At 61.3% G+C, this 20,541-nt stretch carries 21 protein-coding genes and 1 pseudogene; 4 read left to right on the top strand and 18 right to left on the bottom strand.

Going from position 1 to position 20,541, the window contains the following annotated elements; translation table 11 throughout:
• Positions 1 to 5 precede the first annotated feature (5 nt).
• From lpxA to N181_RS29455, 12 genes and pseudogenes are all read right to left on the bottom strand, one after another.
• The gene (gene lpxA / locus N181_RS29510) at positions 6 to 824 is read right to left on the bottom strand and encodes an acyl-ACP--UDP-N-acetylglucosamine O-acyltransferase (protein ID WP_037393444.1); all 819 of its coding nucleotides are present in this window, start codon (positions 822 to 824) and stop codon (positions 6 to 8) included.
• Positions 821 to 1,285, bottom strand: coding sequence for a 3-hydroxyacyl-ACP dehydratase FabZ (gene fabZ / locus N181_RS29505; protein WP_012707899.1), 465 nt, complete (start codon positions 1,283 to 1,285; stop codon positions 821 to 823). Before fabZ ends, lpxA begins: the two co-directional genes overlap by 4 nt.
• Positions 1,278 to 2,342, bottom strand: coding sequence for a UDP-3-O-(3-hydroxymyristoyl)glucosamine N-acyltransferase (gene lpxD, locus N181_RS29500; RefSeq protein WP_037393447.1), 1,065 nt, complete (start codon positions 2,340 to 2,342; stop codon positions 1,278 to 1,280). The genes fabZ and lpxD overlap by 8 nt, the downstream gene beginning before the upstream one ends.
• A gap of 43 nt (positions 2,343 to 2,385) precedes the next feature.
• The gene (bamA, locus tag N181_RS29495; protein WP_014328200.1) at positions 2,386 to 4,719 is read right to left on the bottom strand and encodes an outer membrane protein assembly factor BamA; all 2,334 of its coding nucleotides are present in this window, start codon (positions 4,717 to 4,719) and stop codon (positions 2,386 to 2,388) included.
• Between the two features lie 252 nt (positions 4,720 to 4,971).
• Positions 4,972 to 6,096, bottom strand: a complete 1,125-nt coding sequence (gene rseP, locus N181_RS29490) for an RIP metalloprotease RseP (RefSeq protein ID WP_014328199.1) — start codon at positions 6,094 to 6,096, stop codon at positions 4,972 to 4,974.
• Between the two features lie 136 nt (positions 6,097 to 6,232).
• On the bottom strand, positions 6,233 to 7,066 hold the full coding sequence (locus N181_RS29485; protein WP_014328198.1) for a phosphatidate cytidylyltransferase: 834 nt from the start codon (positions 7,064 to 7,066) through the stop codon (positions 6,233 to 6,235).
• Positions 7,066 to 7,809, bottom strand: coding sequence for an isoprenyl transferase (locus N181_RS29480; protein WP_014328197.1), 744 nt, complete (start codon positions 7,807 to 7,809; stop codon positions 7,066 to 7,068). The genes N181_RS29485 and N181_RS29480 overlap by 1 nt, the downstream gene beginning before the upstream one ends.
• A gap of 35 nt (positions 7,810 to 7,844) precedes the next feature.
• Complete coding sequence (gene frr, locus N181_RS29475; RefSeq protein WP_014328196.1) at positions 7,845 to 8,402, bottom strand: ribosome recycling factor; 558 nt, start codon at positions 8,400 to 8,402, stop codon at positions 7,845 to 7,847.
• 52 nt (positions 8,403 to 8,454) lie between these two features.
• Positions 8,455 to 9,177 carry a UMP kinase gene (pyrH, locus tag N181_RS29470; RefSeq protein ID WP_014328195.1) on the bottom strand — a complete coding sequence of 241 codons (723 nt, stop codon included), beginning with the start codon at positions 9,175 to 9,177 and terminating at the stop codon, positions 8,455 to 8,457.
• Between the two features lie 192 nt (positions 9,178 to 9,369).
• Entirely contained in the window at positions 9,370 to 10,293 is a 924-nt protein-coding gene (gene tsf / locus N181_RS29465; protein ID WP_014328194.1) for a translation elongation factor Ts, read from the bottom strand.
• Between the two features lie 245 nt (positions 10,294 to 10,538).
• A pseudogene (rpsB, locus tag N181_RS29460) lies at positions 10,539 to 11,305 on the bottom strand (30S ribosomal protein S2).
• 229 nt (positions 11,306 to 11,534) lie between these two features.
• On the bottom strand, positions 11,535 to 12,356 hold the full coding sequence (locus tag N181_RS29455; protein WP_037435259.1) for a cell envelope integrity EipB family protein: 822 nt from the start codon (positions 12,354 to 12,356) through the stop codon (positions 11,535 to 11,537).
• Positions 12,357 to 12,490: 134 nt separating this feature from the next.
• Between N181_RS29455 and N181_RS29450 the strand changes: the two genes are divergently transcribed.
• The 4 genes from N181_RS29450 to N181_RS29435 are packed head-to-tail and all read left to right on the top strand — an operon-like array spanning position 12,491 to position 15,352.
• The gene (locus tag N181_RS29450; protein ID WP_014328191.1) at positions 12,491 to 12,958 is read left to right on the top strand and encodes a RidA family protein; all 468 of its coding nucleotides are present in this window, start codon (positions 12,491 to 12,493) and stop codon (positions 12,956 to 12,958) included.
• A gap of 12 nt (positions 12,959 to 12,970) precedes the next feature.
• Positions 12,971 to 13,696 carry a glycerophosphodiester phosphodiesterase gene (locus N181_RS29445; RefSeq protein ID WP_014328190.1) on the top strand — a complete coding sequence of 242 codons (726 nt, stop codon included), beginning with the start codon at positions 12,971 to 12,973 and terminating at the stop codon, positions 13,694 to 13,696.
• Between the two features lie 4 nt (positions 13,697 to 13,700).
• Positions 13,701 to 14,888, top strand: coding sequence for a GNAT family N-acetyltransferase (locus N181_RS29440; protein ID WP_014328189.1), 1,188 nt, complete (start codon positions 13,701 to 13,703; stop codon positions 14,886 to 14,888).
• Between the two features lie 44 nt (positions 14,889 to 14,932).
• Positions 14,933 to 15,352: an HIT family protein gene (locus tag N181_RS29435; protein ID WP_014328188.1), complete on the top strand. Its 420-nt coding sequence runs from the start codon at positions 14,933 to 14,935 to the stop codon at positions 15,350 to 15,352.
• Positions 15,353 to 15,361: 9 nt separating this feature from the next.
• On the opposite strand, the gene N181_RS29430 is transcribed toward N181_RS29435, so the two are convergent.
• From N181_RS29430 to N181_RS29405, 6 genes are all read right to left on the bottom strand, one after another.
• Entirely contained in the window at positions 15,362 to 15,706 is a 345-nt protein-coding gene (locus N181_RS29430; RefSeq protein WP_014328187.1) for an AzlD domain-containing protein, read from the bottom strand.
• Positions 15,703 to 16,440, bottom strand: coding sequence for an AzlC family ABC transporter permease (locus tag N181_RS29425; protein ID WP_014328186.1), 738 nt, complete (start codon positions 16,438 to 16,440; stop codon positions 15,703 to 15,705). The genes N181_RS29430 and N181_RS29425 overlap by 4 nt, the downstream gene beginning before the upstream one ends.
• 86 nt (positions 16,441 to 16,526) lie before the next feature.
• Positions 16,527 to 19,019 (bottom strand): ATP-dependent Clp protease ATP-binding subunit ClpA, encoded by a 2,493-nt coding sequence (gene clpA, locus N181_RS29420; protein ID WP_014328185.1) that lies wholly within the window; start codon positions 19,017 to 19,019, stop codon positions 16,527 to 16,529.
• A gap of 9 nt (positions 19,020 to 19,028) precedes the next feature.
• Positions 19,029 to 19,382 (bottom strand): ATP-dependent Clp protease adapter ClpS, encoded by a 354-nt coding sequence (gene clpS / locus N181_RS29415; protein WP_014328184.1) that lies wholly within the window; start codon positions 19,380 to 19,382, stop codon positions 19,029 to 19,031.
• A gap of 323 nt (positions 19,383 to 19,705) precedes the next feature.
• Positions 19,706 to 20,059 (bottom strand): phasin family protein, encoded by a 354-nt coding sequence (locus N181_RS29410; protein ID WP_014328183.1) that lies wholly within the window; start codon positions 20,057 to 20,059, stop codon positions 19,706 to 19,708.
• A gap of 231 nt (positions 20,060 to 20,290) precedes the next feature.
• Positions 20,291 to 20,494: a DUF3126 family protein gene (locus tag N181_RS29405; RefSeq protein ID WP_037393466.1), complete on the bottom strand. Its 204-nt coding sequence runs from the start codon at positions 20,492 to 20,494 to the stop codon at positions 20,291 to 20,293.
• Between the last annotated feature and the right edge of the window lie 47 nt (positions 20,495 to 20,541).

The following is a 20,541-nucleotide window of genomic DNA, read 5'->3' as shown; positions in this document are numbered from 1 at the left end:
AACCTTCAACCCTTGCCGCCACGGTTCGGCGATGACAGAGCGCGGTCGCTCTCCGCGGCGATGAAATCGAGAATCTCCATCGCCGGCGGGCAGTCGAGATACTCGTCGCGAACGGCAGCTGCGTTGGCGCGGACCGATTCCAGTCCCTCGAAGATCTGCTTGTAGCAGCGCCGTACCGCATGGATGACCTGACGCTCGATGCCGGAGCGCGTCATGCCGACGACATTGAGACCGCTCAGCACACCCGGATTGCCGTTGAGCATTCCATAGGGGATGACGTCGTAGCTGACGGCCGACAGCCCGCCGATGAAGGCCTGCTTGCCGACGCGGGTGAACTGATGAACGGCCGAGCCGCCGCCCAGAATAGCGCGATCCCCGACGGTCACATGGCCGGCAAGCATCACGTTGTTCGACAGGATGATATTGTTTCCAAGCCGGCAATCATGCGCCACATGCGAATAGGCGAGAAACAGGTTGTTGTTACCGACAACGGTTGTCCCGCCATGTTCGACGGTACCGGTGTTCATCGTCACGCCTTCGCGGATCGTGCAGTTCTCGCCAATCACGAGAGTCGTATCCACGGCGCTGTGATGCACGCTCTGGGAATCGCCGCCAATCACCGCACCGGGGAAGATCTTCGTCCCTTTTCCGATCGTCGTGCGCCCGATCACGACCACATGGCTGAGGAGTTCAATGTCGTCGCCCAGAACGACATTCGGCCCGATATGGCAAAACGGGCCGACTTTGACGTTCTCACCGATCACCGCGCCGTCTTCGACAACGGACGCCGGATGGATCTTGGCACTTGATGCAATCATGTTCAGGCGTCTTCCTTGCTGACAATCATCGCGCCGATATCAGCTTCCGCGACGAGTTGCCCGTCAACTTTTGCGTCACAGTGAAATTTCCAGATATTGCCCCGCTGCTTCTGCTTCGTGACGTGGAACTCGACCCGGTCTCCAGGCACCACAGGCTTGCGGAACCGCGCGTTGTCGATCGTCATGAAGTAGACGAGATTGCTGCCGATGCCCGTCTTGCGCGCGCAAATGGCGCCCGCCGTCTGGGCCATGCCTTCGATCAGCAGCACGCCCGGCATGATCGGCTTTTCCGGGAAATGGCCGGTAAAATGCGGCTCGTTCGCCGTCACGTTCTTGATGCCGATCGCCGAATTGTCGTCATCGATCTCGATGATGCGGTCGACGAGCAGGAACGGGTAGCGATGGGGAAGAAGTCTGAGGATCTCCTGAAGGTCCGCCGTGCCGAGAACTGTCGCAGCGTCATTCATCCTTGCCACCCTTTTTCTTATGCCGTTCGCTTGAACGCATGGCAATTTCCGCGACTTCTCGCAGAAAGTCCCGCATCGGCCGCGCCGGAATTCCGCCGTAACGCTCGCCCGCAGGCACATCGCTCGCCACACCGCTCATCGCGGCGATCTGCGCTCCATCTCCAATCGTGGTATGTCCGTTGACACCGGCATTGCCGCCGATCATCACGCCATCGCCGATCCGCGCGCTGCCGGCAATGCCGACCTGGCTGACGATGCCGCAATAGCGGCCAATGCGGACGTTGTGGCCGATCTGGACGAGATTGTCGATCTTCGTGCCCTCGCCGATCACCGTATCGTCCATCGTACCGCGATCGATCGTCGTATTGGCACCGACCTCCACATGATCCTGGATGATCACGCGGCCGACCTGAACGATCTTGATCATTCCGCCTTTGGGACCAGGCGCATAGCCGAAGCCATCCTGACCGATGCGCGCACCGGGATGAATGATGACATTGTTGCCGATCAGCGCACAGAGGATGCTGGCACCAGCCGAGATCGTGCAATCCCTGCCGATCCGAACGTGTGGCCCGATGACCGCCCCGGCCGCGATCCGCGTGCCGCTGCCAATCTCCGCACCGGCACCGACAACCGCCGTCGGCTCTACCTCGACCCCAGGCTCGAGGCGGGCCGTCGGGTCGACGAAGGCTCCGGGTGCGATACCCCGCCCGCTGGTGTTATACGACGGGCGCAGCGCCTCCCCATGCAGCAACGCACCGGCAAGAGCGAATGCCGTGTGCGGCTTCTGGGTCAGGAGAACGGGAATGTGGCTCGGTACGATCGATGCGATCGCCTTGTCGCAGATGATCGCGGATGCCTGGCAGCTCTCCAACTCATCGCGGCTCTTGCGCGACAGCATGTAGCAGATGTCGCCGGGCTTGGCGCGGTAGACCGGTGCCACCGCATGGATGGCATGATCGGCCACGTTGGCATCAGAGAGTTCCGCCCCAATCCGATCCGCGAGGTCACCCAGGCGAATCCCCTGATGGGGCGGAAAAAACCAGTTCTGTTCCATGGACACTCCAGAACGATTTCTTGGCAGTTCTGGACTGCACTTATCAGAACGACGAGTTGATACCAAACTTGAAGTTCTGGATCTCGTCGAAGTCTTCCTTTGCAACCGGCACTGCGTAGTCGACGCGAAGCGGGCCGAACGGCGAAGCCCAGATCAGGCTGACGCCGACGGAGGCGCGCAAGGAGGCATCCGTACCCTCAGCAAATTCGCCCGCGCCAGTCAGCGCCACGTCGTTGCCATAGAGCGTACCGGCATCGACGAAGAACGCGCCGCGGAATCCGCTGTCACGCGGGATGCCGGGCAGCGGGAACGATGCCTCGGCCGAAGCCGTGAAATATGTCGTACCGCCCAGCGCGTCGCCATTGTTGACGCGCGGACCGATACCGTTGCGCTCGAAGCCGCGGATGTCGTTGCTGCCCAGCTGGAACTGGTCGAAGACTTCCATCGAGCCCGAGGTCTTGAACAGGTGCCCGGCGCTACCGGCGAGCGAAGCGATGATGTCGGCTTCGTCGTTCACGGTGTAGTACCACTTGGCCTTACCCGTCAGCTTGTAGAAGTCGGACGTGCCGCCGAGGCCGGCGAACTCCTGGGTCACCGACGCGAGGATACCCTCGTGCGGCAACTGGGCGTCATCCAGCGTGTTGTAGGTGACGGACTGCGATACCGACGAACGGGTCCACGGGCTACCGTCGATCACACGGTCGTAAGGCGACGACAGATCGTCCTTGTCGCCGAAATATTCGAGCTCCGTGTAGTTGTAGCGCAGCGTCGTCGACAAGTTCTCAGTGATCGGCGCGGTGACGCGCAGGCTGAAGCCCTGGTCGTTGTAGCTGTAGTGATCGTCGTCGAAGTCATGCTCATTCTTGAAGAGATCGAAGCCCGCCGCCAGGCGGTAGCCCAGGAAGTAGGGCTCCGTGAACGAGACGTTGTAGGTCTGGCTGTCTTCGCCCTTGCCGGCGGCCAGGCGGATATACTGACCGCGGCCGAGGAAGTTCTTTTCCTCGATCGAGGCTTCGACGAGGAAGCCGCCGCCGCTGCCCGCCGCATAGCCGGCACCGATGCCGAACGAACCCGTCGACTGGTCCTGCACGTCGACGACGACGACGACGCGGTCGGCCGCGCTGCCCGGCGCGGTAGTAATATTGACCGACGAGAAGTAACCGAGCGCCTCAAGCCGGCGCTTGGCGCGCGCGATCATTTCCTGGTTGAAGGCATCGCCTTCGCCGACATCGAATTCGCGACGAATGACATAGTCGCGCGTGCGGGTGTTGCCGCGGATCTCGATGCGCTCGACATAGGCGCGTTCGCCCTGGTCAACGAGATAGTCGACGGCGATCGTGTGGTTGGCGAGGTCGCGATTGCCGCGCGGCGTGACGCGGGCGAAGGGGTAGCCCGCCGATGCGACACGCTTCGAGATCTCGCTCATCGTGTCCTGGATGTCCTTGGCCTTGTAGACGGAACCTTCACGGCTCTGAACGAGACCCTTCAACTCCTCGGCATTGACGCCTTCGACGGTCGATTCGACGTTGATCGCGCCGAAGTCGTAACGCGGCCCTTCCTCGACGGTGATTGTCACCGTGTATTCGTTGGTCGCCTCGTTGAGCGTCGCTTCGGACGAGATGATGTTGAAGTCCGCATAACCGCGGTTGTAGTAGAATTGCCGCAACAATTCTTCGTCGGCGCGCAGCTTGTCGGGGTTGTAGACATCCTTGCGCGTCAGGAAGGAGAATATCCCGGATTCCTTGGTGGCGATCACCGACTGCAGGCGACCGTCGCTATAGGCTTCGTTGCCGACAAAATTGATCTGCGTGATCTTGGTGCGCTCGCCCTCATTGATGACGAAGGCGAGGTTGACTCGGCCCTCGGCGATCGGAACGACCTGAGTCGTCACGGTCACGTCGCTGCGGCCGATAGCGGCATAGGCGTCCTTGATGGCCTGGATATCGGTCTCGACCGTCGCCTCGCTGAAGGGGCCGAGCGGCTGGGTGCGGACGACGCCCTGCAGCTTGTCGTCCTTGATCTTGCGGTTGCCGTTGAAGACGACCTGATTGACGAGCTGGTTCTCGCTGACATTCACGACAAGCGTGCCGCCCGATACGCTGATGCTGACGTCGGAGAAATAGCCGGTTGCGTAAAGGCGCTTCACCGACGCGTCGATGTCCGCATTGCTGAAGCTCTTGCCGGGGACGATCGTGATGTTCGCGCGAACGGTTTCCGGGCTGACGCGCGTAGCACCGCGCACTTCAACGCGGCTGATGACCGCGGCCTGGGCGACCGACGTGCTGGCAACCAGTGCCGCTCCGGTTCCTGTCGCAACCATGCTTGCCGACAGCGCAATCGCCGACACCGCGTTCAAAAACCTTGAACCAGCTTTCATTGCAATTCTTACCTTTTTCCAACGTCCCGCGGCAAATTCGTACCGACTCCGGTCACGGTTGCCGTTTTAACCGCTTTTCCCATACAAGCAAGCCAGCTCGTTAATTTCTGTTTACTTCAATTCGAACCGTGGCTTAACAGCCACTACGGCGTTGCGTTATCGTAAACAAATCGTTGCAAAGCAAGCTTGTGAAGCCCGATCGTTCACAGCTTTCCTGAAAGAACCGATCCCCCTCGTTCAGCCCCGGCAGTCCTAACCGAACAGCCAGTTGATGTCGTTCCAGGCGGCAAACACCGTGAGCATCAGCACCATGGCGAAGCCGATCCGGAATGCGAGTTCCTGGGCGGCCGGACCGACCGGCTTGCCGCGCAGCGCCTCGACCGCATAGAACATCAGGTGGCCGCCATCAAGAACCGGCACCGGCATGAGGTTAAGCAATCCTATCGAAACCGAAAGGACGGCGGCAAAGTTGAGGACTTCGGCGATGCCCAGTTTTGCCATCTGTCCGGACATCTGCGCGATGCGGATCGGCCCTCCCACCTGATCGGCGTTCATCCGGCCGACGAAGAGATTCGACAAATAGTCGAACGTCCCAGTGACGATCCGCCAGCTCTGCAAGGCGCCCTGACCGACCGCTTCGAGGGGACCATAGGTCTCGACGCGGAAGTTGCCCGCCTCTTGATTCGTGCCGATGCCGATCTTTCCTTCCTCGACCTTGTTGCCGAGCGGGTCGACGGATTCGGTGCGTTGCGGCACCATGTCGAGATCGACTTCGGCGCCGGCGCGATCGATGCGAACCTTGATCGGGAGGTCGGGGCGGACGCTGACGTAACGGCGGACGTCGTCGAATGTGGCGATCCTCTTGCCGTCGATCGAAATCAATCTGTCGCCAGGCAGGACGCCCGCCTTTTCGGCCGCACTGCCGGGTGCGACGAAGGCCACCACCGGATCGGCGACGGCGCGGCCGTAGATCGAAAAGAGGACGGCAAAGATGGCGATCGCCAGGAGGAAGTTGGCGATCGGACCTGCGGCGACAGTTGCCGCCCGCTTCCACAGGCTGGCGCCCAGGAAGGTGCGGGCGCGCTCCTCCGGCCTTATCGATTCCAGCCGCCGGTAGTCGGGCGTGCTTGCCGCATCCTCGTCGCCGAAGAATTTCACATAGCCGCCAAGCGGGATCGCGCAGAACTTCCATCTCGTTCCGTGGCGATCCGTCCAGCCGAACAGTTCCGGACCGAAGCCGACGGAGAAGGCAACGATGCGAATGCCTGACCAGCGACCCACAAGGTAGTGCCCCATCTCGTGGACGAAGACCAGCAGGGTCAGGAGGAACAGGAAGGTGGGAATAGTGTATTGCAGATTGTCTAGCAGAAGGCTCATATCGATTCCTATCGCATCCGCGTTGCCGCCGTCAGACTTCGGATTGCCGCGCGATCTTACCCTGATTTCTATTGGTATTTAAGAAACTATGCAGCAGCCCCGGATGCGATGACAAAAGTGTGAGGCGTATTGCTGGCTAGAAGCCCAACAGGACGGAAGCGAAGTTCTCGCTCCCCTGGCCGCCGACCAGGAGCTGAACGAGGACCAGCAGCAGCGCCGCGACACTGGCGAAGATCAACCCGTCGACCCGATCCATGACGCCGCCGTGCCCCGGGATCAGCCGGCTCGAATCCTTCACACCGAAGCGGCGCTTGACGAAGGATTCGAACAGGTCACCGATCTGGCTTGCCACAGAGAGCAGCAGCGCCACGGTCGGGATGCGCACATCATCGAGCGAGAAATGCGCCATGAAGACGGCGACGCCCGCGAGAACGCCGCAAACCGCGCCACCGATCGCCCCCGACCAGGTCTTGCCGGGCGAAATCGCCGGGGCCAGCTTCGGGCCCCCGACCGCCCGCCCGACGAAATAGGCGAAAATATCCGTTCCCCAGACGACGGCGAACACGAAGAGCATGGCGATCAGCCCCAGGTAATCCGCACCACGGATGGCCGCAAGCGATATGCCAGTCAGGCCGGCATAGGCGACGCCAGCGGGCAGCCACCAACTCGTCTTCTTGATCAGCGCCCAAAGAGCGGAGAGGACAACGCTGCCGGCGAGCACCGGCAGGCTGTAGGGCATATAGTCCATCAACACCAAGGCGGCGATGACGACCTGCGAAAGCCACCCCACGGCATTGCCCTGAAAATCCTCCTCGGCAAGCTTCGTGATCGTCGACCATTCGTAGTAGACGAGCAGGCCGATCGCGACGGATAGAAGCTGGAAGGCAAAGCCCCCTGCCCAGGTGGCACCGAGGGTTATCGCGGCGAGCACCAGGCCCGATGCGATGCGAAGCTTAAGTTCTCTCTGCATTAGGACCCGACCGCCAGTGTCGGTTGCGGCAACCCGCCGAATCGGCGTTCGCGGGAGGCGTATTTCTCGATTGCGGCGATGAATGTGTCGCGCGTGAAATCCGGCCAGAGTTCGGGAACGAACAGCAATTCGGAATAGGCTCCCTGCCAAAGCAGAAAGTTGGAAAGGCGCTCCTCGCCACTCGTCCGAAGAATGAGATCCGGGTCGGGAATCCCTGCCGTGTCAAGCGACGCCGCGATCCTGTCGACGGTGATATCGTCCGGATGAAGACGCCCAGCGGCCACCTCTTCTGCGAGACGCCGCATCGCTCTCGCCAATTCGTCGCGTGCACCGTAATTGAATGCGATCACCAGGGTTATGCCGGTGTTGGCTGTCGTCGTCTCCTCGGCCTCGATCAGGAGCGGCAGGATGTCGCCGCTCAAATTGGCGCGATCGCCGATGACGCGGATACGGACATTCTCGCGATGAAGGTCCGCGAGATCCCGCCGGATGAAGGCCTTGAGCAAGCCCATGAGGTCGCTGACCTCGTCTTCCGGCCTGCTCCAGTTCTCCGAGGAAAAGGCGAAGAGCGTCAGATAGCGGATGCCGAGCTCCGCGGCCGTCTTGACGGCACCGCGTACCGCCTCGACACCCTTGCGGTGCCCCATCGTGCGGGGCAGTCCACGCGCGTTCGCCCAACGACCGTTGCCGTCCATGATGATGGCGACGTGCGCCGGCACGTTTGTGGAAACGAATTCTTGCATGGGCTGTCCGAAACTAGAGACTCGATTTTCCGCGGTCAGACCTGCATGATTTCCTTTTCCTTCTCCGCGAGCAAGCGGTCGATTTCGGAAATCACTTCGTCGGTCATCTTTTGCACCCGCTCGGACTGAGCGCGGCTCTCGTCCTGGCTGATGTCACCATCCTTTTCGGCTTTTTTCAGACCATCCATGCCATCGCGGCGGACGTGACGCGCGGCGACTTTGCTCTTTTCGGCATAGTCATGCGCGACCTTGACGAGCGATTTGCGGCGCTCCTCGTTCAGTTCCGGCAGAGGAATGCGCAGGTTCTGGCCATCGATGATCGGGTTGAGCCCAAGGTTGGACTCCCGTATTGCCCGATCCACGGCCCCGACCATGGACTTGTCCCAAACGGAGACCGAGAGCATCCGCGGCTCCGGAACCATAATGTTCGCGACCTGGTTCAGCGGCATGCGCGAACCGTAAGCTTCTACGGTCACCGGATCGAGAACGTTTGCTGAGGCGCGACCGGTACGCAGCGATGCGATGTCGTGCTTGAAAGCAGCGATCGCTCCATCCATGCGGCGCTTCAATTCCTTCAGATCCACATCACTCATGGTTCAGACTCCCATTCTTGAACTCGAGGGCCGTTTGGGCCTCTCCAGATTATCAACTATCCGACACGATGGTGGCGCGGCCGCCACCGGTCAATATGTCCGCGAAGCCACCCTTCTCATGGATCGAGAATACAACGATCGGAATGGCATTTTCCCGCGCCAGCGCCACGGCGGCAACGTCCATGACGGCAAGCCCCTTTTCGAGAACCGCGCTGTGGGTGAGACGATCGAAGCGCGTCGCCAACGGGTCCTTTTTCGGATCGGCGGAATAGATGCCGTCGACCTGCGTTCCCTTGAAGATCGCTTCGGCGCCCATTTCCGCGGCACGAAGTGCTGCCGCGGAGTCCGTCGTGAAGAAGGGATTGCCGGTCCCGCCGGCGAAGATCACGACGCGGCCGAGCGACAGATGATAAAGGGTGGCGCGCTGCGAGAAGCTCTCGCAGATCTCCGGCATGGCGATCGCCGACAGCACCACCGTATCAATGTCCAGCTTGCGCAGCGAGGTCGCGAGCGCAAGCGCATTGATGATGGTCGCCAGCATGCCCATGTGGTCGCCGGTGACACGGTCGCCGCCCTTCGAGGCGACAGCGACGCCGCGGAAGATATTGCCGCCGCCGACGACGACACCGACCTCGACGCCCATGGCACGGGCCTCGGCAATGTCCGAAGCGATCCGATCGGCCACGGCCACATCGATGCCGAAGCCTTGGCTTCCCATCAAGGCTTCGCCGGATGCTTTAAGAAGAACACGCTTGTAGATTGGCTTGGCCGACATCATCACTCCTGAGCAGATCGGCACGCAAGCGCGACAGACGCGCACAGCGGCGTGAGGACAAATCGTCTTGCGTGGTATCGACCGCCCCTGGCATAGCCCCGGCGGGTCCGCCGCAATAACGCATGCCGGATACACGAAGGGCACCGCGTTGTCACGCGATGCCCCCAGCTTTTCCCAATCGGGAAGAAGAAATCAACCCTTTGCGGCTGCTGCAACTTCCGCCGCGAAATCGGACTCTTCCTTCTGAACGCCTTCGCCGAGCAGCAGGCGCGCGATGCCGGCAACCTCGATCGGTGCACCGACGGTCTTTTCGGCTTCCTTGATGGCTGCCTCGACGGTCTGGTCGGGGTTCATGACGAAAGCCTGCGACAGAAGCGCGACTTCCTCGAAGAACTTGCGCATGCGGCCGTCGACCATCTTCTCGATGATGTTGTCCGGCTTGCCCGAGGCGCGCGACTGCTCGATGAAGACGTTGCGCTCACGCTCGGCGACCGCCGGGTCGATCTCGCTCGGGCGGACGGCGAGCGGGTTGGTCGCGGCGACATGCATCGCAACCTGGCGGCCGATCGCGTTCAGCGCTTCCTTATTGCCGGTCGACTTCAGCGCGACCAGAACGCCGAGCTTGCCGATACCGTCGCCAGCGGCGTTGTGGATGTAGGTCGCAACCACGCCGTCCTCGACCTTGAGCGCGGCAGCGCGACGCAGCGTCATGTTTTCGCCGATCGTTGCGATGGCGTCCTTGACCGAGTCCTCGACGGACTTGCCGGTCGCCGGATAGGTCGCCTGGGAAACGGCTTCTACAGTGCCGTCCGTTCCAAGCGCCACATTGGCGACGCCGCGGACGAGGTCCTGGAAGGCATCGTTGCGGGCAACGAAGTCGGTCTCGGAGTTGATTTCGACAACGACGGCCTTGTTGCCAGCGCTCGCGATGCCGATGAGGCCCTCGGCAGCCGTGCGGCCCGACTTCTTGTCGGCCTTGGCAATGCCCTTGGCGCGCAGCCAGTCGATGGCGGCTTCCATATCGCCATTGGTCTCGGCCAGCGCCTTCTTGCAATCCATCATGCCTGCGCCGGTCTTTTCGCGCAGATCCTTCACCATTGCGGCAGTAACAGTCATCTTCTTGCCTCTTGTCTGTTTCGCTGGCGCGCCAACCGCGGCGTGACGCCGTGCCAGTGGGTTTGGCAGGGAATGGCCCTACAGTGTGACATCGTTATGACGCCGTCATCCGATGCTTGCGCGGGTAAGGGTGGCCCCGGCCGAGCCATTCCCTTGCTGAAAAGAACGAGGCCGTTCAGATTTTCATCCCAAACGGCCTCGTCCCGCTATTTCCTGGGTCCGGCAGCTTAAGCTGCTGCGCCCGATCAGGCTTCGGACGATTCGTCGAGAGCCGGCTCGACCGGAGCCTCTTCGGCGGCGCCGAGGTCGCGGCCGGCAGCGCCCTGCTGACGGGCAATGCCGTCGATGGCGGCACGGGCGATGAGATCGCAGTAGAGAGCGACCGCACGCGATGCATCGTCATTGCCGGGGATCGGATAGTCGATCTGGTCCGGATCGCAATTGGAGTCGATGACGGCAACGACCGGAATGCCAAGGCGCTTGGCTTCTTCGATCGCGATCGATTCCTTGTTGGTGTCGATGATGAACATCAGATCCGGCGTGCCGCCCATATCGCGGATACCACCGAGGGCGCGGTTCAGCTTCTCGCGCTCGCGCTCGAGGTTCAGGCGCTCCTTCTTGGTGAAGCCGGAAGCTTCGGAAGCGAGGATTTCGTCGAGCTTGCGCAGGCGCTGGATCAGTTCGAGATCGTCTTCCAGTTGGTCATCATGCCGCCAAGCCAGCGAGCATTGACATAGTACTGGGCAGAACGCTTGGCAGCGTCGGCGATGATCTCCGAAGCCTGGCGCTTGGTGCCGACGAAGAGTACCCGACCGCCATTGGCGACGGTGTCGCTGACGACCTGGAGGGCGCGCGACAGCATCGGCACGGTCTGGGCAAGGTCGATGATGTGAACGTTGTTACGGTCGCCGAAGATGTACGGCTTCATCTTCGGGTTCCAGCGGTGCGTCTGGTGGCCGAAGTGTACGCCTGCTTCGAGAAGCTGGCGCATGGTAAAGTCAGGCAATGCCATGCCTTTTCTCCTTTTCCGGTTGAACCTCCGCAAGGCGTAGAGCATCTTGATGCGCCCACCGGCGGAATAATCCGGATTTCTCCCGGAAAATCCCATGCCTCACGTGTGGAATGGCAGCCCCTTAGCCGCAACTGCTCGATAAATCAAGACGGGAAGCCTCTTTTTATCGCTCCTAAAGCTTGTCGCCGGTTATTGGCTCGCAAGCGATGCGCGGTTCGGGTGATATGCGCTATTTACACTCTTCCGCGTTGAAGACTTCGAGATCGGCAAGCTTGCCGGAGAGCACGAAGTCGCCATAGTCCATCGTCAGATCGCGGGTGACGCCGTTTTCGTAAAGCTTGAATGACATGCGGTAGATGGGCAGCGCGTCGCCGCTCGCCTCGTCGTTGAAATAGGAAATCGTCACCGGCCAGGAGCTTTCGCCTGCCAGCTTCCCTGCCTTGCCGGCATCCGCATCGTCGGGCGCAGGCTTGCTCGGCTTGCCAACGAAGGTCGAGGTGATCAGCGTCTTGTCGCCCGAATCGGAACCGTCGAAGATACGGGCTTCGAAGAAGGTCTCGCCTCGCTTGGCCCGCTCGATCACCTCCAGCATATGTTCGGTGGGAAACCGGCTCTGGGCCAGCGCCACTTCGCGCTTGTCAGGCGCGGTGAGTTCGACCTTGACGCCGGACTTGTCGTCATGGGCGTTTCCACGCACCTCCTTGTCCAGCTTCTCGTCCGTGAAGGAACGCGTGAGGAAGCGGAAGCTCCTATTCTTCAAGTCCTCGTAAGTGGTGGTCTGCTGGTCGGTCAGGCGAACTTCCTCGCCGGTGTCCACCTGGGTGACGAAGCGGAAGCTCACCGTATATCCCTCGCAGGCAGATCCGTTGAACTCATAGACCATGCGTCCATAAATGCCGGTGATGCCAGAACGATCGGAAGCATTCTTCAGTTCGAGGTCATAGACAGCGCGGTGCGGCGCCAATGCGCTCGCATAGGCAGCGCCCGCGACGGTCACGGCGGCGAGGCAGGCGCTCCCCAGAGTGAGAAGACCGAAGCCTTTACGAAACATCCGTTTCCTCCTGTTGGACTCGCCGGCAATGGGATAAACAAACATTCGGCAGAAGCGAGGCAGACCCGTCCGTGCCTGTCACGATCCGGTTTGCATGCAGGATTTTACCACAAAAGACAACAAGGGAGCCCCCCATGTCCGCAGAGATCGAAACGCGTCTCAACGAACTTGGCATCGTCATTCCACAAGCGGTCGCGCCGGTCGCCAACTACGTGCCTTACGCCATCACCGGCTCGACGCTCTACATCTCCGGCCAGTTGCCCATGGAAGGCGGCAAGGTCGCGGTGACGGGCCATGTCGGCAAGGATGTCGATGTTGCGGCTGCGCAGCGCGCCGCCGAGCTCTGCGCGATCAACATCCTGGCTCAGGCGAAAGCCGCGCTTGGCGGAGACCTCGGCCGTATTCGCCGCCTCGTTAAGATCAACGGCTTCGTCGCCTCTGTTCCCGAGTTCACCGAGCAACACCTCGTCATCAACGGCGCGTCGAATCTTCTTGCCAACGTGCTCGGCGAAGCAGGCAAGCATGCGCGCGCCGCCGTCGGCATGGCTGCCCTGCCCTTCAACGCGGCGGTCGAAATCGACGCCATCCTCGAAATCGCCTGATCAGGAATGCCCATGAAGGATACTTCCTGGCTCAAAGCCCAGCCGATCGCCCATCGCGGTTATCACGACATGAACCGAGAGGTCTGGGAAAACACGCTTTCGGCCTTTTCGCGCGCCGCGGATGCGGGCTTTGCGATCGAGTGCGACCTGCAGTTCACAGCCGATAGCGTGCCGGTCGTCTTCCACGACCACGACCTGCAGCGCCTCTGCGGCATCAGAGGGGACGTTCGGGAGAAGACCGCCGGCGAGCTCGGCCTTTTGTCGATCGGCGGCACGAAGGACAAGGTGCCGACGCTCAAGCAGATGCTTCGTCTCGTCGACGGAAGAGTGCCGCTCGTCATCGAGCTCAAGGGACGCAAGGACGACGACGAAGGGTTCGCGGCGGCCGTGCTCGACACGCTCGAGGATTACCAGGGGCCGGTGGCGCTGATGAGCTTCGACCACTGGCTGCTCAAGGACCTGAAGGCACTCGACGCCCCCTACCCGCTCGGCCTAACCGCCGACGGCGTAAATCCCGAAAAGTTCTTCGTGCACGAGGAAGCCATGCAGCTCGGGCTCGATTTCATCTCCTATTTCTACGGCGACCTGCCGAACCCCTTCATAACCAAGGAGCGAGCCCTGGGCCGCACCGTCATCACCTGGACGGTGCGCGACGGCCGAGCGCAGGGGCACACCTTCGCCCATGCCGACCAGATGACGTTCGAGGGTTTCGATCCACGGGAGACCATGATTTCCTAGGCGCATGTCAGACGCTATCAACATCCGCATAGAGCATTCGTTCGCTTCGATCCCGCCGGCGAGCTGGAACAGGCTCGCCGGCGCCTCGAAGGACGTGCCCGGCACGCCCTACAATCCCTTCCTGTCGCACGCCTATCTGTCGGCGCTCGAAGAATCGGGTTCCGCGACGGTGGAGACGGGCTGGCTTGGCCAGCACCTGCTGATGGAGGATGCGGACGGCTTCCTGCGTGGCGCCCTCGTCTGCTACATGAAGAACCACAGCCAGGGCGAATATGTCTTCGACCACGGTTGGGCGAACGCCTTTGAGCGGGCCGGCGGCCGCTACTATCCGAAGCTGCAGTGTTCCATACCGTTCACGCCCGTGACCGGGCCGCGCCTGCTGAGCGCGGCGGGCCCTGATCCGCGCCCGGTGCGGGAAGCGCTTGCCGCCGGCCTCAAGGAGCTCTCGCGCCGCCATGGCGTCTCCTCCGCCCACGTCACCTTCGTGCCTGTCGAGGAGATGCCGATCTTCGAGCGGGCCGGGTTCCTGCATCGGACCGACCAGCAGTTCCATTTCATCAACGAAGGCTACGGCTCGCACGACGACTTTCTCGCCACGCTCGCGTCACGAAAGCGCAAGGCGCTGAAAAGGGAGCGCCGGGTCGCCGTCGAGAACGGGATCAACATCGAGTGGCTGACCGGCAGCGACCTCACCGAAGCCATTTGGGACCAATTCTTCGCCTTTTACATGGATACCGGCGGGCGCAAATGGGGCCGGCCATATCTGACCCGGACTTTCTATTCGCTGATCGGCGAGCGGATGGCGGACGACGTTCTGCTGGTCATGGCGAAGCGCGGCGGCCGCTATATCGCCGGGGCGATCAATTTCATCGGCGGCGACGCGCTCTACGGCCGACATTGGGGCTGCATCGAGGACCATCCCTTCCTGCATTTCGAAGTCTGCTATCACCAGGCGATCGACTTCGCGATTGCGAAGGGCTTGCGGCGCGTCGAAGCGGGCGCTCAGGGCGAGCACAAGCTGGCGCGCGGCTACATGCCGGTGACGACCCATTCAGCGCACTTCATCACCCATCCGGGCCTGGCAAGGGCAGTTGCGGACTACGTCGAGCAGGAGCGCCGCGACGTGGAAGAGACCGGCGAATTCCTTGCGGAACACGGACCCTTCCGCAAGGGTGAGCGCCAACAGAATTGACCGGCGGCGGGACTTGCCGCTGCAAACCAGCAAGAGGAAGCGATATGAGCGGCTATGACATCAACAATATTTTCGCCAAGATCCTGCGCGGCGAAATTCCCTCGCAGCGGGTCTATGAGGACGAGGCGACGGTGGCGTTCATGGACGTCATGCCGCAGGCGGAAGGACATGTGCTGGTCCTGCCAAAGGCGCCATCGCGCAACATCCTCGATGCGGACGCCGCCACCCTGCCGGCACTGATCACGACGGTCCAGAAGGTCGCCGTTGCGGCCAGGGAGGCCTTCGACGCGGACGGCGTGACGATCATGCAATTCAATGAGGCGCCGGCCGGCCAATCCGTCTTCCACCTGCATTTCCACGTGATCCCGCGCCGGGAAGGCGTTCCGCTGAAGCCGCATTCGGGAAAGATGGAAGATGGCGAGGTTTTGGCAGCGAATGCCGAGAAGATCCGGCGGGCGCTTTAAGCGCCCTGCTCAGAAGCCCAGCCACCACAATCCGATAGCGAGAACGGCAATCGAGGTCGCAATACCCGCCACCGGCTTCTGCCGAGCGACGAAAAAGGCGATGGCGCCGACAGTGACGGCGCCCACCCGCAGCCACAACGGCGATTGCGCCAGGACTCCGGTCGGATAGAGGATGAGCTTGGCGATCACGGCGGCAACCAGAGCGGTCGCGACAGCCCTTACCCAGTTCAATGCCTCCGAATCATCGCGGAGCCGCTTGCCGGCGAGCACACCGAGCCAGCGCCAGAGATCGGTGGCGAGCCAGCCGGCTATCGCGATGAAGGCGTAGGCCCACCATCCGTCCGTCCAGGTCACGGGCGTGCCTCCCGGCGCGAACGCCAGAGACGCTCCGCGCCCCAGGCAAGCGTGCCGCCCACGACGCCGGCCAGGAGGATGTCGAACTCCGGTGCGATCCAGTAAAACAGCGGGCCCGCGACAAGGCCGACCGCAAGCGCCAGATAGACGACCGGATGACGAGCCGAATGCCAGATCGAGGCGAGGAAGTAGACCGGCGTCAGGAAAAACAGGCAGCCCGCCACCAGCGGCGGAAACTCGGCGACAAGATGATAGACGACGCCGACCAGCACCATGTTCGCCGCAACCAGCGTGATGCCGAAGCCGGCGAAGAACGCGACGCGATGGTCGCGCGGCACCTTTGGCACGCGCTCCATGGCAAAGACCCACGCGGTAATGGCAACGAAATGCGACAGGAGGAGCAACAGCCAGGTTGGCGTCTTCGAGCTGCGCAATTCCGGAACGAGCGCCGCGACCATCGGCATCAGGCGGACGGACGAGAGGCTAACGGCCAGGAACGCCGTCGCGAGGCTCGCGCCGCTCATGATCGAGCTGACGAGAATGACCTTCGCCGGCAGAGCCCAGACGATGCCGGTCATGAAGACCACCTGCTCCGGCGGAATGCCCGCCTGAACCGTCAGGGAGCAGAAGCCGACGAAGGAAAGCATCAGAATGACGGCGGGAAGGCTGAAAATCCCCCTCGCGCCCGTCAGAAACCAGGCAAGCGTTGAGCGTTCGTCTTCGACATCATCCATGGAAATCACGCGGAATTGGATCGCCCCTCAACAAGACGGTGCCGGGTGAAGCCACCCGGCACCGTCAAGCGAAAATCGCGATTGCGCTATTTCTTGCGCGGAACTTTGGGAACCGTTCTTCCCTTCAGCGGTACCGCATCCGAAGCGGTCTTGGTCGCCTTTTTCGGTTTCGGCTTCGGACCCGGCTCGGCGGAAACGGTCTCCTTCTCTTCCGATTTCTTCGGCTTGGCGCTCTTGCCGCCCGGACGCGACACTTCCGCCTTCGGCTTGATCGGTGCCGTCTCCGGCACGGCATCGAGGATAAGCCCCTTGGTGCCGTCCTCCTTCGTGCCGATCGTCACCTTGACGACGCCGCCCTTCTTGAGCTTGCCGAAGAGGATTTCGTCGGCAAGCGGCTTCTTGATGTTCTCCTGGATGACGCGCGCCAGCGGCCGCGCGCCCATCTTCTCGTCGTAGCCCTTGTCCGCAAGCCAGGCGATCGCCTCGGGCGCGAGGTCGAAGGTGACGTTGCGCTCGGCGAGCTGCGTCTCAAGCTGCATGACGAACTTCTGCACGACCTGATGGATGACCGGTGTCGGCAGCGAGTTGAACGGGATGACTGCATCCAGCCGGTTGCGGAACTCCGGCGTAAACAGCTTGTTCAGAGCCTCGATGTCCTCGCCCTCGCGCTTCGACGAGCCGAAGCCGATTGCCGGCCGGGCCATGTCGGAGGCACCCGCATTAGTCGTCATGATCAGGATGACGTTGCGGAAGTCGATCTTCTTGCCGTTATGGTCGGTCAGCGAACCGTGATCCATCACCTGCAAAAGGATGTTGAAGAGGTCGGGATGCGCCTTCTCGATCTCGTCGAGCAGCAGCACGCAGTGCGGATGCTGGTCGACGCCGTCGGTCAGGAGACCGCCCTGGTCGAAGCCGACATAGCCGGGAGGTGCGCCGAGCAGCCGGGAAACCGTGTGCCGCTCCATATATTCCGACATGTCGAAGCGCAGCAGTTCCACGCCGAGCGACGTCGCCAACTGTTTCGCCACTTCCGTCTTGCCGACGCCGGTCGGGCCGGAGAACACGTAGCAGCCGATCGGCTTGTTCGGTTCGCGCAGGCCGGCGCGGGCAAGCTTGATCGACGAGGCAAGCGCCTCGATCGCCAGATCCTGACCATAGACGACCGAGCGAAGTTCCTTCTCGAGATTGGCGAGAACGGCTTCGTCGTCCTTGGAGACCGACTTCGGTGGAATGCGGGCCATGGTGGCGACCGTCGCCTCGATCTCCCTTTCGGTGATCAGCTTGCGGCGCTTGCTGACAGGCAGCAGCATCTGCGCCGCACCCGACTCGTCGATGACGTCGATCGCCTTGTCCGGCAGCTTGCGGTCATTGATATAGCGGGCCGAAAGCTCGACGGCCGCCCTGATCGCCTCGTTCGAATATTTGAGGTGGTGATACTCCTCGAAATAGGGCTTCAGCCCCCGCATGATCTCGATCGCGTCGGCAACCGTCGGCTCGTTGACGTCGATCTTCTGGAAGCGGCGGACGAGCGCTCGGTCCTTTTCGAAGAACTGGCGATACTCCTTGTAGGTGGTCGAACCGATGCAGCGGATCGAGCCGGACGACAGCGCCGGCTTCAGGAGGTTGGATGCATCCATCGCACCGCCCGATGTCGCGCCGGCGCCGATCACCGTATGGATCTCGTCGATGAAGAGGACTGCGCCGTGGTATTCCTCGAGTTCCTTGACGACCTGCTTCAGGCGCTCTTCGAAATCGCCGCGATAGCGCGTACCGGCGAGCAGCGTTCCCATGTCGAGAGCAAAGATCGTGGCGTCCTGAAGCGCCTCCGGCACCTGCTTCTCGACGATGCGCTTGGCGAGCCCTTCGGCGATCGCCGTCTTGCCGACACCGGGGTCCCCGACATACAGCGGGTTGTTCTTGGACCTGCGGCAAAGGACCTGGATGGTGCGGTTTACCTCGGCGTGCCGGCCGATCAGCGGGTCGATCTTTCCGGATTTGGCCTTTTCGTTCAGGTTGACGCAATAGGCCGTCAACGCATCCTGCTGCTTTTTCGGACCGGTTTCCTCGCTCTCGCGCGGTGACTTCTGTTCCGACTCCTGGTCCTCTGTGCCCCGCACCGGCCGCGATTCCGAGCTGCCCGGTCGCTTGCCGATGCCGTGCGAGATGAAATTCACCGCATCATAGCGCGTCATTTCCTGTTCCTGCAGGAAATAGGCCGCATGACTCTCGCGCTCGGCAAAGATCGCGACGAGCACATTGGCTCCCGTCACCTCTTCACGGCCGGAGGATTGCACATGGATGACGGCACGCTGGATGACGCGCTGGAAGCCCGCCGTCGGTTTCGAGTCTTCATCATAGCCCGTGATCAGATTGGACAATTCGTTGTCGACATAGTCCGTCACAGTCTTGCGAAGTGCTTCCAGATTTACGTTACATGCGCCCATCACGGCCGCCGCATCGGCATCATCGATCAATGCCAGCAGCAGGTGCTCGAGCGTCGCATATTCATGATGGCGCTCGTTGGCAAAAGTCAGTGCCTGATGCAGCGCCTTTTCGAGGCTGGGCGAAAATGTTGGCACGTTAGGTCCTCATTTCTTTTCCATGACGCATTGCAAGGGATGCTGATGCTGCCTGGCGAAATCCATCACCTGCGTCACTTTGGTTTCGGCGACTTCGTAGGTAAAGACGCCGCATTCTCCAACGCCGTGGTTGTGGACATGAAGCATAATGATCGTCGCTTGCTCCCGGTCCTTCTGAAAAAAACGCTCCAAGATATGGACGACGAACTCCATCGGCGTGTAATCGTCATTCAAAAGCAGAACGCGGTACAAACTCGGCTTCTTGGTCTTCGGCTTGGTGCGGGTGATAACGGACGTGCCACGACTGGGGCCGCCTCCGTTTCCATCGCTTCCCTGCTGCATCCGGACCGGCATGGCGATCATTCTGTTTCATTCCCTTGACAGCCGCAATCCATGAAAATGGCTGCAGCCTGCTTGCCTTTATCTAATGGTTCGTTCTTGGATTTTAAGTCCGAACCAACGCACTGCAATCATATTCGCACGGCCAAGCACAAGATTGATCAATTTTCTTCGGCCGCTGCGCTGGAAATCAAGCCTCGCCTCAATCTGTCGAAGCAGGCCCCGGCGGGCAGACCCTGACCGGACTGACTGGGGGCCGCATGCGGCGCCAGACAGGGCACACAGAACAACAAGGCCGGCCGCGACAACCGCGACCGGCCTTGTTGTGACAGCGATGGTCTTTACCGTCAGGCGGCGGCAGCAGACTTCACGGCTGCAGTTGCCTTGGCGACAGGAGCCTCATAGGGCTTATAGGCGTCCTTGGCGAGATCGGCATACATCTCACCGATCTTGGATGCTTCGGCGACGAAAGCTTCATAGCTCGACTTCAGATAGTTCGTCTGGAGTTCGAAGGCAGCTTCGAGGCTCTTGGCACCCGACAGCTTTTCGAAATGGGCGATACTGTCTTCGAAGGACTTCTTCGAGTAGTCTGCTGCTTCGGTTGCAATGGCCTGGAAGCCCTTGGTCAGGGTAGAGTAGCTCTTCACAGCCACGTCCAGTGCTTCCTTGCTCTTCTTGTTTGCGTCGTCGATGTTAAACATCAAGTTTCTCCTTGTGGGCGGTGGGCAAGCGTCAGTCTAGGTGCACTGCACAAAAAGTCAAGTTCAGTGTGCAATGCAGTAAAACACAATTCTTGCAACGACTTGATGAAGATCCGGCCGGCCCCGACTATTTTCTGTAAAAATATGACTTTATAAGAAAAAGCCGGCCCGATTGCTCAGGGCCGGCACCGGTGGATGATGGAGCGCGCGGCTGGCCGCGCGGCGTGCCAATCACAGGTCCACGTCGAGGATCGCCATCGAGAAACTATAGGAAAGCTCGCCGTCTTCCTCGTCGCGAAATATGACGCCAAGGAATTCATCGCCGAGATAGACCTCGGCGGATTCGTCCTTCCTGGGACGAGCCTTGACGACCATCGCCGGGTTCAAGGTGCGCTTGAAATAGGCCTCAAGCTTGCGGATCTCTTCGGGCTTCAAATCTATTCTCCGTATCCGGTTGATTTGCGGCGCTTCTCGCATGCGGC

It is taken from the genome of Sinorhizobium fredii USDA 205 (genome assembly GCF_001461695.1).
In the GTDB taxonomy this organism is placed as follows: Bacteria; Pseudomonadota; Alphaproteobacteria; order Rhizobiales; family Rhizobiaceae; genus Sinorhizobium; species Sinorhizobium fredii.
Note: the sequence above shows the minus strand (reverse complement) of the source record. Positions and strands in the feature narration are given on the sequence as shown.

Excerpts from the sequence above, each read along its gene's own strand:
- rseP (WP_014328199.1), bottom strand. The coding sequence starts at position 6,096 with ATGAGCCTTCTGCTAGACAATCTGCAATACACTATTCCCACCTTCCTG.
- N181_RS29435 (WP_014328188.1), top strand. The coding sequence starts at position 14,933 with ATGAGCGGCTATGACATCAACAATATTTTCGCCAAGATCCTGCGCGGC.
- tsf (WP_014328194.1), bottom strand. The coding sequence starts at position 10,293 with ATGACTGTTACTGCCGCAATGGTGAAGGATCTGCGCGAAAAGACCGGC.
- N181_RS29445 (WP_014328190.1), top strand. The coding sequence starts at position 12,971 with ATGAAGGATACTTCCTGGCTCAAAGCCCAGCCGATCGCCCATCGCGGT.
- frr (WP_014328196.1), bottom strand. The coding sequence starts at position 8,402 with ATGAGTGATGTGGATCTGAAGGAATTGAAGCGCCGCATGGATGGAGCG.
- pyrH (WP_014328195.1), bottom strand. The coding sequence starts at position 9,177 with ATGTCGGCCAAGCCAATCTACAAGCGTGTTCTTCTTAAAGCATCCGGC.
- bamA (WP_014328200.1), bottom strand. The coding sequence starts at position 4,719 with ATGAAAGCTGGTTCAAGGTTTTTGAACGCGGTGTCGGCGATTGCGCTG.
- N181_RS29480 (WP_014328197.1), bottom strand. The coding sequence starts at position 7,809 with ATGCAAGAATTCGTTTCCACAAACGTGCCGGCGCACGTCGCCATCATC.
- lpxD (WP_037393447.1), bottom strand. The coding sequence starts at position 2,342 with ATGGAACAGAACTGGTTTTTTCCGCCCCATCAGGGGATTCGCCTGGGT.
- N181_RS29440 (WP_014328189.1), top strand. The coding sequence starts at position 13,701 with ATGTCAGACGCTATCAACATCCGCATAGAGCATTCGTTCGCTTCGATC.
- fabZ (WP_012707899.1), bottom strand. The coding sequence starts at position 1,285 with ATGAATGACGCTGCGACAGTTCTCGGCACGGCGGACCTTCAGGAGATC.
- N181_RS29455 (WP_037435259.1), bottom strand. The coding sequence starts at position 12,356 with ATGTTTCGTAAAGGCTTCGGTCTTCTCACTCTGGGGAGCGCCTGCCTC.
- clpS (WP_014328184.1), bottom strand. The coding sequence starts at position 19,382 with ATGATCGCCATGCCGGTCCGGATGCAGCAGGGAAGCGATGGAAACGGA.
- N181_RS29425 (WP_014328186.1), bottom strand. The coding sequence starts at position 16,440 with ATGGATGATGTCGAAGACGAACGCTCAACGCTTGCCTGGTTTCTGACG.
- N181_RS29410 (WP_014328183.1), bottom strand. The coding sequence starts at position 20,059 with ATGTTTAACATCGACGACGCAAACAAGAAGAGCAAGGAAGCACTGGAC.
- N181_RS29450 (WP_014328191.1), top strand. The coding sequence starts at position 12,491 with ATGTCCGCAGAGATCGAAACGCGTCTCAACGAACTTGGCATCGTCATT.
- N181_RS29485 (WP_014328198.1), bottom strand. The coding sequence starts at position 7,066 with ATGCAGAGAGAACTTAAGCTTCGCATCGCATCGGGCCTGGTGCTCGCC.